We start from the raw sequence: 13,650 nt of genomic DNA, 5'->3' as shown, positions 1-13,650 counted from the left end.
CTTATGAGTCTGGACCGGACGAATCCATCAACCACTCACGCTGTAGGGCGTGTAGAGACAACAAGCATGCTGAAACGAATGCTGAGCCCGCTCACCACACTTTTGTTCACACAGTTTCTATCCGCGTTTGCCGATAATATGATTTTGTTCATCACGCTTGCCATGATCAAGAAATATGCTCTTCCCGACTTTTATATCGGTGTCGTTCAAGGCGCCTTCCTATTCGCTTTTGTCATCCTTGCTCCTTTTGTTGGCGCTTTCGCAGATAAAAACGCCAAATCCCATGTACTTTTAATCGGTAATTTAATAAAAGCGATAGGTATCGTTTGTCTCATTACCGGACTTGATCCCGCTGTAAGCTACGCCATTGTCGGCATCGGTGCCGCTGTATATTCACCGGCCAAATATGGGATTCTGACGGAGCTTACTGCTTCCGAATCCGGCCTGCTATCAGCCAATGCACGTATGGAAGGATTCACCATACTTGCTATATTGACCGGTTCTCTGGCAGGCGGAACGCTGGCAGGCTACTCCATTACAGCCGCATTGGCGGTATGCTTGGCCTTGTATCTGGTTTCGCTGCTCATAACCTTCCTTATTCCCAAAGGCCCCGTCAACAGCCAGCTGCATTATGGACGCGAAATGCTAACTTTTTTTAAGGATACAAGAAGGCTGTTTGCGGATCGCAAAACCCGCTTTTCCTTAATCGGCACCGGATCCTTCTGGATGTCTTCAGCCGTATTCCGACTGGCATTGATCGCTTGGGTTCCGATCCATCTGGCTATCGATTCGTTGGATCAGATTTCCATGCTAACGGCAATAACCGGTGTAGGCATCATGATTGGCGCACTTGCAACTCCGAAGCTAATCCCTGCTGCAAAGTATTACAATGCTTACCGCTTCGGCGCTGTTATGATCTTCGCTATGCTGCTGTTTCCTCTGACTTACATGCTGCCATTGGCTGTTGTACTCCTGCTGCTGATTGGCTTTGCAGGCGGAGTATTCATCGTACCGATGAATTCAGCGCTGCAGGATGAAGGCCACCGAATGATTGGATCCGGTAAAACGATCGCCGTACAGAATATGGTAGAAAACGCTCTCATGCTGACGGGGGTCGGCATCTACACACAAATTACCAAGATGGGTGCCTCGTCCGATAATTCGATCATCGGGATTGGAATTGCACTCGCGGTTTTCGTTGTCTTCTTATCAAGCCAGGTAAAAAGATTGAAACAACTGAAAGCATAGGTATAATAGAAATACAGCAACCGCTCGGAAAGGAACGATTCCTATGCAAACCTACATGACATTAATTATTGTAACCATGCTTGCGGCACTCATTGGCACGATTCTTGTCGGTTTCTCGAAGAAAAATAAAGCAGGCGATCCCTCCTATGATCAACAATTGGTCAGTAATTGGGGACGGCTCGGCATTTATTATGTAGCTATGACTGTAATCGTGGTTGTATTGTTAATTTTTATGCTTCGCAGCTAAAGATGTTATTTTTCCAATCAATAGGCTTCACCATCAGCACACTCAAGAGACCCACAGCTCCATGCAGCTGTGGGTCTCTTATATAAAAGAAAAGGGGGTTGAATATGATTATAGACCTGATTTCTTAAGGCCAGATTAAAATAAGATTTCATCTTTATTACAAATGTCAGCCAAGACATATTTCTCTAAACATTCGTTATAAACTCAACGATCACATTCGCCAGCTTCTCCGGCGCCTCCACCATACTCATATGACCGGCAGCCTCAATCTGCCGCTTAACAATTCGCCCCCCGCTAACCGAGAAAGCTCGATCAAGAGGAATGATTTGATCATGAACTCCAGCTACAAGCAGCACAGGTATTGAAGCATCCTCCAGCACAGCATTGCGGTCGGGGCGTGTTCTCATTCCTTCCAGAGTGCGAATTGCACCATCAGGATTGGTGCTTTCTCCTATTGCAGTAGCTTCACGCACCTCTTCAGGCATAGACTTCACATGCTCCGGCGCAAACAGCTTGGGTATCAACCCGCCTATAAAGACCGGCAGCCCTGTTTCCCGAATCGTTTCCATCCCCTTAATCCGACCTTCCTTGCCCGCATCGCTGTCTGGATAGGCAGTCGAGTGAATGAGACCGAAAGCTTTTAGCATGCCGGGATATCGTTCTGCAAAAGCCAATGTCACATAGCCGCCCAAAGAGTGACCTAGTACAATTGCCTGCTCAACCTTGAGATGCTGGAGCAGCTGTGCAAGGTCTTCGGCAAATACTTCCATAGAATAGTCTCCATCGGGTGCTTCCGAGCTTCCATGTCCCCGCAAATCTGGAGCTATGACCCTGTAATGATTAGGCAGCATTGGCAGCAGCTTATTCCAATAGGAGGAGCTCCCGCAAAAACCGTGCAGCAGCACGACCGCCTCCCCTTCACCTTTTTCCGTGTACGAGTAACGTGTGCCCTTTTGTTCAAAATATTTCTTTTCCATTTATCCAGCTCCTTCCTTATCTAAAGGATATCCAACAGCGCCATTTTAACACAAGCTTCTAATATTACCCAAAATAAGTCAACAAAAAACACCCTGTTCCCCTTCACCTGTGGCTAGTATGCCGGAAGCAGAATCAGAGTGCTATGAGGAATCTCAACTTAGCCGTATATATATTTATTCCTTGAACGGGTTAATAACTGGTGCTTCCGGATCAATTACGAATCCTGTTGAATTAGTGGGGGATCCTGCTGCGTTTACAGCAATCGGCTTGTATTTGGCAGACACATAAGTTTCCGCCTTCGCCTCCGTAATCACCTGTGCATACATGCCATCCGGGTTCGGGTCACTAAGTGTGTAGGAAATGGCTGCCGTTCCGTCTGCTTGAAAGCTAATGCCCGTAATTGCTATTCCATAACCGGGATTCGGCATTTCACCGCGGGATAGGATGACCTTGTTTACATCATCGTTCACCTTCTCCACTATGACCTTTACATCACCCTGCTGGGGTTGCGGCTGCTTCACCGTATGCTGCTCAACATATTGAATTGCGTTGTACAGTAAGACTGCCGCTTCACCCCGGGTCATCTCCTGCTTCGGATTTACCTTACGATCCTCGCCCAGCTTAGCAAGCTTATACAAATACATTCGCTGCAAAGCACCTTGGTAGGAAGGAGTTATTTGGTCGTCGTCAGCAAATATAACGAGCATTTTGATTAATGGAAATTGTCCTTTGGTCTCCATGGCCGGTATAAGCAAATTCGCATATTGCTCACGTGTGATTGCAGCATTGGGATCAACATTTTGCGGGATATCCAGACCGTTCATCTTCGCTATAATAAAAGCCTCTGCATACCAGGCATCGTTAGGCACATTCGTGAAATAATCGCTAGCGAGCGGTTGTTTGATAAATCTGATGTTGTCGATGTTGAGATTCAGCCCTTTTACAAGTAAGCTAATACTTTGGGCAAAGCTGATTGTACCCCGCGGCGCAAAATGCTCGCTATCCACGCCCGCAACAATTCCTCTATCCTTTAGCTGAAGGATCGGTGCCTTTTCCGCTGAATCCAGATCTGAAAATGCAAATACAGAACCTGCCGACAAGCTGCAAACTAACGCAGCAGTAGTAATAACTGAAAGTAGCTTTTTCATTATTCTCATCCTTTTCATTGTGAAATTATATTTGTATGACCTTAACTTGCTCCGGAGTTATTCATATAGACGGCCATGTTCTGTAAAAGGTTGCTGACAGAGCATAAATATCCGCACAAAGTGGGGTCTTGCTTCGAAGTTGATTCAAATACTTTGCGGGGAGCCCCGAAACATATAAATTCTATAGGCAAAAAAACAGCCCATCCTCAGTGTGGCTTGAAGAATGGGCTTGTATTCTGTAGCTTAATCCACTTCCTGTGAGCTTAACGGTTGAATCAAATCCAGCAGAAACAACAGGTCAAACTTGTCTATTTGCTGATCTAATGTTACATCGGTTCGAGTTCTCTGCCAGCTGACAACATCATCAATTCCGATTCCGTTAGATTGTTTATCCAGCTGATGCTTCAAATCAATCACATACCGGGGTGTGAAAACCGGAATTGCTCCCAGTTCGAAGTTATTCCCGGCAGCCGTGCTAAGGTTTGTTACAAACAGATGCATACTTCCTTGCCCGGCATCGTTCAGCGGTTTGGACAGCTTGAGTGTTAACAGCGTCCCTTCCCTGGCAACCGGCATTATTTGTGCGGACTGCACTATCGAAGTTGTACCAGCCAGAGTAAACTGGGTACCAACGAGCGGCTGTACGGCCAGCTTCTCACGGAACATGAGCTGAATCTCATTACCTGCTTCATTGGAAGAGGCGTAAGCAAGCAGTCGGTTGATATGCAGTGTGTACGTTTGAACGGTGCTGCCGTCTCTCGCTGTTACAGTAATGCCGAACTTGCTTATTTGATCCACTTGGACTTGTACAATCCCCCCCGGCAGCTCCATATATGCTGCTCCAGTAACGGACCATTTCGCATGCGCTTCAGCTGTAGTAGGCTTTAGCCTAATACTTTTTGTCAGCGTGTCCACGAAAATCATATAATCCTTTTGTCCCTGCTGATAAGCATCCGCTAAAACACCGCCATCCGTTACAGCAAGACCGGATAGTTTGGCATTATCCGATGTGAGCACACCATAGGTTGAGAAGTGATATACCGTCGTCACAACCGTATTCCCACGAATTACAGAAGGCTGTTCCTGCCAAGCTATTCCATCATAGTAGAAAATTGCGAGACCGACCTGATTCGGATCTACGTTTGAATGAATCGGCAGTGCAAGCTCGACGCCTTGTTCACCGTTAAGGGTCATACCCTGTAGAGTAAATTCGGCCACGGCCCCAGCTGCTACCAATTGGGTACCTGCTACTGCGGGCTCTATCGCCTCCATCGTCATCGTTGCGCCTGGTGCCAAAGTAACACCGTTAAAATTCAATGAGATCCCATTGGTAAACGTTAACGGTTTGTCGGGCAGGATTGGTACTGGAGCCCCTAATTCAGCAGGTGCTTCCTTCGTCTCTATTGTCCAAAACCGCTCTGTACCGTCTTGAGCTGTCACCAGAATCGTAAAAGAATGAGTGTAATCTCTTGCAAGAGCGAGATCTATGTTCATCACAGCATCGGGTGACACGCTGATCTGAGCTGTAAGCCCTGTGCGGTCAAATGCATAAGGAACTGTCGCAGTAATGGTTCCTGTCTCCGCATCGATAACGGCAGGCTTCACTTCGCCGCTCAAACTAAAGCTCATAATCTCCTTTTCATCCGAAGCTTTAAACAGATGGATTATATAATCGTTATGGCTTCCTCCCGTTATCGAGGCTGTAACCTTTAAGCTGACGTCATTCATTCCCATCTTCAATTCACTTACTTTCACAACACCATTGCTGTAAACAGCTTTCGTTGCCGTATCGTTAATGGTCAAGCTCGCTGAGCTGTTGCTGAGTACCGGCGTTAACTCCAATTCGGTCGTTTGCTTTGAAAGCTTAACCGTATAGTCGAATACATCAGGCGTAAATGCCGGAGTGAGCAGCCCTATGTTAGTGTCCAGCTGGGATAAGGTCCCTTCGTCGGACACATTAATCTTTTTTACTATAAGGGGGAATGACTTGGTTGTGAACGCGCTATTTTTACTGATAGTCGCTGTTAAAATAACCGGTACGTCCGCTTCATTAAAGCTTGGCCGCTCTACTGTACCGTTAGAGCTTACCAATAAGCTGTTCGTTCCCCAACTAATCGCTGTGCCCTTCGTACCTGTCAACTGCAGCCTTAGGTCCGTCAGAACATTGTCCAATGCCGAATTACCATTAAGGAAGTCGTCAGGTGTCAATAGCTCCTTATCCTCGGCTACGTCGGCAAAATCACCTTGAATGACGATACTGTCGGAAGCTTCACTTGTATTGCCCAGGCTGTCTCGATACCGGACAAACACCGTCTTCGTCCCTGCTCCATAAGGTAAACGCCACGCTTTGAGTGAGGTATAGGCTTCCCACTCAGACCATTGCGCACCATCATTGGAAAACTGCATTTCCACCCCACCAACACCGGCATCGATCGCGCTAAGCTGCAGCACCACTTCATAGGATGCTGCCTGTGCTGCATTTCCATCAATTGTAATGGTACCGACAGGAGCTTGCTTATCGATATAGTTAATCCCGATGAAAGCTTCTGCAGACCGATTGCCAGCTTCGTCCATGGATTGTGCATATACCACATCGTTCACACTTAGTGAAATCGCACCTGCATATGCATTATATACACTCCCGCTTCCCAGCTTGTATTGACGGCTCTCCGCCACTGAATCAGCAGGATACAGAACTGTAACTATCACATCATCCTTGGTGGCACTTGAGGCAGATACGCTGAAGCTTGCCGGATCAGGTCCCTTCGTATCCAAAATAATGGAGTCTACCGCTAAATCGGCATCCGAACTCTCGTGGCCTACCGCATCGCGGTACTGCACATACAGCTTCTTCAAGCCATCGCCCACGGAGAAGGACCATTCTTTTGTAGAGGTAAAAGACTCCCAGGCATCCCAGTCCAATCCATTTAATGAAAAACGCATTCCGGTCACACCGGATTCGCCATCGCTTGCCGTGAGCTGCAGGGTTACCTGCCGATCTTTGGTTAACGCGGCACCTCCGTTAATTTGAATGGTTCCCTTAGTTGGAGGCGTCTTATCGATTTTTGTTATATTCAATGCAGTCTCTGCGGACCAATTCCCTGCAGCATCTCTGCCCTTAGCATAGACGGTACCGTTCACTGTGATTGATAAAGGAGCCACATAATTAACATAACCGCCTAAATCGATCCTATATACTTTCTCAACCGCATCCATTGGATAAACGATCTCAACCCTCACATCATCTTTCGTATATGAAGTTTGATTGGCTGTCGCCACTGGTGCAGCAGGACCTAATGTATCCAAAATAATGCTGGCTTGGATAATATCTGTGCTAATATTGCCAGCGGTATCCTTATATTGCACATAGACTGTCTTTATTCCGTCTCCCTCAATCAAGCTCCAGCCAGCCTTGGTTTCCTTATAAGCTTCCCAATCCGACCAGCCTAAGGAATCATTTGAAAACCGCATCATCCCCATAAGAGCTCCACCCGTGTCTGTAGCAGTAAGGAGCAGATCCACCTGCAATTGATTCGTTAATCCGCCCCCATTCCGGTCAACGATTTTCACGGTTCCGACAGGAGCAGCACGATCAATGTTGGCTATGCTCAGCTGAGTCTCTGAAGACCAGTTGCCTGCGGCATCTTGGGCTCGTGCATATACGATATCATTAGCTGTTAACGAAAGAGTACCTGTATAAGCTGCAAAACGTCCTACAGAACCGAGTTTAATCTGTTTGATAAGGGCATCCACAGGATAATAAACGTCAATGGTTACCGAACCGTTAGTCCAGCTTGTCGGAGCAGCAGTGATCAGCAGACCTTCAGGTCCTACTCTGTCAAGCACCAGTGAAGCATAAACAATGCTGCTTACATTCCCGGCTGCATCTCTGAATCTGGCTTGTGCGGTTTTCGTGCCATCACCGCCTAGGAGGCTCCAGCTTTTACTCGCCGAGTAGTTCTCCCATGAAGTCCAGCCTGATGTATCGCTCAGGTTAAACTGCATTTGCAATCCGTTAGAACCGCCGGTGTCCTTTGAATCCAACAAAAGTCTCACTTCAGATAAATTCGTGGGCGCTCCTTCCACTATACCCGCAATGGAAATTGAAGCGCTTGGCGCTTCCTTATCGATGTTATTTACCGTATAGCTTGTAGTTACGGAAGGATGAATTCCGTCTGAGCTAACCGCAACAATGGTCGTATTGCGGTTTAGGATGATTGAGCTGGAAATAGCAGCTTGAGTTACAGTAGTTCCATCATACGAATAATCTCGGGATGTTGCGCTTAATGGAAAATCAATAGTAACCGTTACATTCTCATTTGTATATTCCGTCAGATTGGAAGTAAACTTCGCCCCCAGAATAGCAGGATCATAGTAAACGGAACCTGTTACGGTAGAGCTTTGGTTGCCCAAGCTGTCCTTGAACTGGGCGTGTACCGTCTTAATTCCAGGTACATCGGTAAGCGTCCAGCTTCTAGACGGCTTATAATGTTCCCAATCAGTCCAGGCAGACTGGTCATTGGAGAACCGCATTTGAATGCCTCCAGCTCCGCTGTCTGTTGCCCATATATTCAACGAAGTGTATATACTTCCGGTTACTCCCAGCCCGTAGACGTTACCGCTCACACTATACACATTACCTGTCACCTGAGCTCCGCTATTCACCGAAATGCTGCCTGTCGGAGCTGTTTTATCAATATTGCTGATTACGATATAGGCTTCCGGTGAACGATTGCCGGCCGCATCGTAGCCCCATGCGTATACAGCTTCGTTTACTGACAGCATGAGAGGCGATTCGTAAGCTTGAGGATTCCCCGCTGAGCCTAACTTATATTTTTTATCAACCACATCCAATGGATACGTTATGGTTATACTCACATTTCCACTGGTATATTCGTTGGGTGAAGCCGTAAGCTCTGGACCTGCCGGAGCTGCCCTATCCAGTACTAGGGTACTGCTGTAGGGCTGGCTGATATTACCAAGGCTGTCTCTAAAGCGAACATAGACTGTTTTCGTGCCGTCACCTTCCGAAAGCTCCCAGCTGCGCGTAGCCTGAAGAGATTCCCATGCACTGCTTCCCCATGCCCCGTCGTTGGAAAGCTGCATTTCAATTCCGCCTGCCCCAGCGTCAGTTGCGCTCAACAGCAGCGTAATAGTTCTATTACTGGTCGCGCCCGAAAGAATAGAGGTGGCAATAGCTCCCACAGGTGCGGTTCTATCAATCTTGTTCATATTGTACTGTGCTTCCGTAGACCAATTGCCTGCAGCATCTTTGCTTTTGGCATAAATGGTTTGATTCGAAGTTAATACAATCGGCGCTGTGTAATCCATGTAAATACCACTGTAATCAAGCTTAAACTGCTTCTGCACAGCATCCGCCGGGAACTCGATGGATAAGTTTACATTGCCTGTTGTATAGCCGCTCGGAGTCGATGTGAACACTGCCGGAGCAGGCTCCGTTGTATCAAGCATAATACTATCGCTGTATACCGGGCTCGTGTTACCCAGACTGTCTTTATAGCGAATGTAAACCGTCTTGATCCCGTCGCCATTTGCCAATGTCCGGCTGAGACTCGGGTTGAATGCTATCGGCGCACTCCAGACAGACCCATTATCGGACAGCTCCATTGTAATGCCGCCAACGCCAATATCGGATGCAGTCAGCTGCAGCATTGCGTTTACATTGTTCGTTGCTGCCGCTCCACCATTGATCGATATGCTTCCGATTGGCGCAGTTGTATCAATATTGCTTACCGTGTAAGATGTCTCCACCGACATATTGCCAGCCGCATCCATGCTGCGGGCATATATCGTTTTATTTCCGTTAACTGTAAATGGTCCGGTATATTTCTCATACAATCCGTCAGCTGCCAGTTTATACTGCTTCTGCACAGCATCTGAAGGATATTCAATTGTCATCGTTACATTACCGCTCGTATAAACAGCCCCTCCTGGACTTGCGGTCAATGCAGCAGGCAGTGGTGCTGTTCTGTCTAAAATGATGCTCTTCGTATAAATCGAGCTTATATTGCCAACTCCATCCTTGAATCGAACCGAAATGGATTTCGAACCGTCGGTTGGCGTTAATGTCCTCGCTTTTGTAGTAGAAAACGTTTCCCAGGTTGAAGGCCAAGTACTTTCTCCATCATAAAGTAATTGCATTTGAATACCGCCTACACCTATGTCAGAAGCAGTAAGCTGGAGCGTAACTCCAAGTGTATTCGTTATTTCTGCATCATTGCTAAACTTCAAAGAGCCGATTGGAGGCGTCTTATCAATATTGCTGATTGTGTAAGGAGCTTCCGTTGACCAGTTTCCAAAAGCATCCTGCCCCCGTGCATATACCACAGTATTTGCTGCGATTGTAACCGGACCTGTATAATCACTGTAGACTCCGCTAGCTCCCAATTTGTATTTACGGGCAGCCGTTGCATCAGCAGGGAAATGGATGGTCAGCTGTACATCGCTGTTTGTATTAGTAGTCAGGCTGGGCGTGAACGATGGCGGCGCCGGCGGCGTCAAATCTTGTTCGATTGTAGCGGAATACACTTGGCTTACTGCTCCAGCGCTATTCTTGAAACGTACTGAAACGGTTCTCGTACCGTCCCCCGTTGTAAGATTCCATGCTTTCACTGCTGCAAAAGACTCCCAAGCCGACCAGGAGGTTCCCCCATTATTAGATAAGCTCATCTGAATCGAACCGGAATAGGCAGGTTTTATTTGCAAATTCACGGCAGTCGTGTTGGTTCTTAACTCTCCGTTATTAATCAATATCGAGCCGGTATCCAGATTGAGATCAAATGCCGCGCTTAAGCTTCCAGCTGCTCCGGGAACGGGCAGCGTCCGTACAGCTGTAAATCCATTACTGTCGGTTATTCCGCCTGTCAATGCATTAGCTGAAGCATAATCCAAATCCGTAACATACTCTCCTTGTTGGACCGTATAATTGAACGTTATCGTATTTGTACCGCTGCCTCCTGCATAAACAGCTGTTTTTCCCGTTTTCATACTTAACTGTGGCGGGGCGGAAGCATTGATTGTTACCGTATCATTAAATTTCACCTTGATCGGAATCACGTCGCCGATTCTATAGGTGCCGCTTTGTTTATCTGAAATGATAGATTCTACCGATGCCGGTTTAGAGATTACAACATTATCAATATACTGCGTATTGTAGTAATAGCCTGTACTCGCTGTAAACCCTATTCCGCTGTAGGTTTGATCCAAAGTACCTGTCCAGTTGACTTTCGAAGAACCGTCCATAAATACTTGCACAGACCCGGGATTAACAATAACCTTTACATCATGCCAGTTGTTATTCTCTATTGTGTTGTCCTTCACCTGACCAATAAGCGATCCAGTTACTCTATGGTCAGGGGTACTTTTGAATAAAGAAATATGATTGCTGCTTGGATCCCACTCATTGGAATAGGAGTCAAATTCCACCCCATACCCATTCCCGACCTCAAACCCCATACCTCCTCCACTGACCGGCGAAGTATTCTGAAGCTTATTGAACATGAATACAATCCCATCCGCACCGTCTGTTACATTTGTTGAAGGCGAAGGTCCCGGACCTGTCATCCAATATTTGAAAGTGGCTACATAAGGAGGCGCCAAAGTCTGCTTCAGCCAGACCGTACCCACCTTATTTTGTGCAGACGGTGTAAGCATCATCAAGCCATTTGATGTACGTTGAGCGGAACCTATGTAATTCCACAAGTTAGTATTAGCTGTGAAATCATCCTGCACTACTATGTTTGCAGCTTCCGCTGTCGAGGCAGGTAAAGAAATAGCCGCGGTAAAAAGCAGCAGCGTAAACCATAAAATAATGGCATTATTCCATTTTCTTTTCAAGAAAAATGTACCTCCCTGACATCCCAATTCCTTTCTAGTATTTACACGGAGTATTTCTATAGGAATTTCGACATTTTTCTTTCAATTATATCACTACTATTCTAATTTCCTACAAAAATTAATGGATTTTTCTGCAGTTTTGTGATGATATTTACAATAAAAAGACCGTTCATCCATCCCCTGACTTCTAAGGGAGAATGAACAGTCTTTTTTTATAATTATCCTTTTAAAGCACCAACCATAACCCCTTTTACAAAGTATTTCTGCACAAAAGGGTACACGCACAGAATAGGTATTGTTGCTACCATAATAGTAGCGTATTTGATCGTTTCACCGAGCTGGAACTGGTCGCCCGCACTAGCGCCTGCTGCCATGCTGTCCGTCTGATTGGCAATCAGAATTTCGCGGAGAATCAATTGAAGCGGGAACAGCTCCCGGTCCTTAATAAAAATCGAGGAGTAGAACCAACCGTTCCACTTATCAACCGCATAATACAAGATCATTACAGCGATAACCGGCATCGACAGCGGCAGAATGATGCGAAACAAAATGGTGAAATGATTAGCTCCATCGATCTTGGCCGATTCCTCAAGGCTGTCAGGTACAGACATGAATGCAGTCCGCATAATAATTAGATTAAAAGTGCTGATAGCAAACGGAATGATGGGAGCCCATAAGGAGTCGATCAAACCAACGCCTTTTACAACCAGATACATGGGAATCAACCCGCCGTTGAAAAACATCGTAAGCACAATAACAAAAATAAATACTTTGTTCCACATAACATTTTTACGTGATAAAACATAAGCTCCCAAAGCAGTCATAAATAAATTAAGAGTAACTCCCACGACTACTATAAAAAGAGTATTGCGGTATCCTGTTAAAATACCCGGATTTTTAAATACACTTTTGTAAGCTTCAATACTAAATCCAAGCGGTCTATATAGCAGGCCTTTGTGAGAAATCAGCTGATTAGCATCACTGATGGACGCAAAAGCAACATATAGCAGTGGATACAGAGTTATTACTACTAAGACTGTCAATATTAGATATAAGAATATATCAAACGATTTGCTGGAAACACTTTGATCTCTCGTCATGACTTAAGTCCCTCCTTTACTTTACCACAAGCTGCTCTCATTCACCTTGCGGCTTATATAGTTAGCTGTAATTAACAGAATCAGGTTGATCACGGAATTAAATATTCCGACAGCCGAGCTGTAGCTCCAAGCAAACTCCAGCAAACCTTTCCTATATACGAAGGAGGAGATGACATCTGCCGTCTCGTAAGTAACCGGATTATAGAGCAGGATGATTTTCTCAAAGCCTACATTTAATAGATTACCCATCCGCAAAATGAACATGATGGCGATAGTCGGCATAATTCCCGGCAATGTAATATTAAGAATTTGTTTCCAGCGGTTGGCACCATCCATACGAGCAGCCTCATACTGCTCCTGATCGATCCCCATCAAAGCCGCAATATAAATAATCGACTCCCAGCCGATTTTTTGCCAAATTTCAGAAATAATATAAACGCTTCGGAATAACTCAGGTTTTTGCAATATGGCCTTGCCGTCATAACCAAAATAAGTAAGGAAATTGTTAATAATACCGTCAGCATTAGTAAAATCGCTGATCATACCGCAAATGACAATCATAGAAATAAAATAAGGCATATAGGTGATAGATTGAACGACTCGCTTGAACATCTGATGACGAACTTCATTAATCAGAATGGCCAAAATAATCGGAGCCGGAAATTCAAAGCATAGTGAATATACGCTGATTAGAACGGTATTTTTTAAAATACGCCAAAAGTAATAGCTGCCAAAGAAGTCTTTAAAGTGAGCCAAACCGACCCATTCACTACCCAAAATGCCTTTTATAGGGGTATAGTCTTTAAAGGCGATTATAGCTCCATACATAGGGGCGTAGTGAAAAACACCATAATAGACAATGACGGGAATCATCATTACATATAAATATTTATTTAACAGAAAATCTCGGATAAACCGCCTCATAAAGGTTGGTTTAGTATTAGTTGCTGATCTGGTAGCCGATATTTGTACTGTTTTTGCCATCTCATACCCCTCCTTCCACAAAATTATTTGTCTCTATACATCCGGATTCTTCTCTAAAAAAGGGAGGGCTTCCCGGCCCTCCCCCGCG

General features: G+C 45.7%; 7 protein-coding genes. 2 read left to right on the top strand and 5 right to left on the bottom strand.

What is annotated here, in order from left to right:
* The first annotated feature begins 3 nt into the window (after positions 1-3).
* Positions 4-1,248, top strand: a complete 1,245-nt coding sequence (gene lplT, locus ACFQ0C_RS06100) for a lysophospholipid transporter LplT (protein WP_379364930.1) — start codon at positions 4-6, stop codon at positions 1,246-1,248.
* Between the two features lie 43 nt (positions 1,249-1,291).
* On the top strand, positions 1,292-1,495 hold the full coding sequence (locus tag ACFQ0C_RS06095) for a hypothetical protein (protein ID WP_379364928.1): 204 nt from the start codon (positions 1,292-1,294) through the stop codon (positions 1,493-1,495).
* 185 nt (positions 1,496-1,680) lie between these two features.
* On the opposite strand, the gene ACFQ0C_RS06090 is transcribed toward ACFQ0C_RS06095, so the two are convergent.
* The 5 genes from ACFQ0C_RS06090 to ACFQ0C_RS06070 all read right to left on the bottom strand — a co-directional run bounded on the left by ACFQ0C_RS06090 (position 1,681) and on the right by ACFQ0C_RS06070 (position 13,562).
* A complete protein-coding gene (locus ACFQ0C_RS06090; RefSeq protein ID WP_379364926.1) occupies positions 1,681-2,472 on the bottom strand; it encodes an alpha/beta fold hydrolase in 792 nt (263 codons plus the stop codon).
* Between the two features lie 174 nt (positions 2,473-2,646).
* A complete protein-coding gene (locus tag ACFQ0C_RS06085; protein WP_379364924.1) occupies positions 2,647-3,621 on the bottom strand; it encodes a protease complex subunit PrcB family protein in 975 nt (324 codons plus the stop codon).
* A 243-nt stretch (positions 3,622-3,864) separates the two neighbouring features.
* Entirely contained in the window at positions 3,865-11,478 is a 7,614-nt protein-coding gene (locus ACFQ0C_RS06080; RefSeq protein WP_379364922.1) for an immunoglobulin-like domain-containing protein, read from the bottom strand.
* Between the two features lie 218 nt (positions 11,479-11,696).
* Complete coding sequence (locus ACFQ0C_RS06075) at positions 11,697-12,578, bottom strand: carbohydrate ABC transporter permease (RefSeq protein WP_379364920.1); 882 nt, start codon at positions 12,576-12,578, stop codon at positions 11,697-11,699.
* A 21-nt stretch (positions 12,579-12,599) separates the two neighbouring features.
* A complete protein-coding gene (locus ACFQ0C_RS06070) occupies positions 12,600-13,562 on the bottom strand; it encodes an ABC transporter permease (protein WP_379364918.1) in 963 nt (320 codons plus the stop codon).
* Positions 13,563-13,650 lie beyond the last annotated feature (88 nt).

The organism is Paenibacillus sp. GCM10027630, from assembly GCF_042676305.1.
GTDB lineage: Bacteria > Bacillota > Bacilli > Paenibacillales > NBRC-103111 > Paenibacillus_S.
The sequence above is the reverse complement of the archived record's forward strand: the minus strand, read 5'-3'. Positions and strand labels throughout refer to the sequence as shown.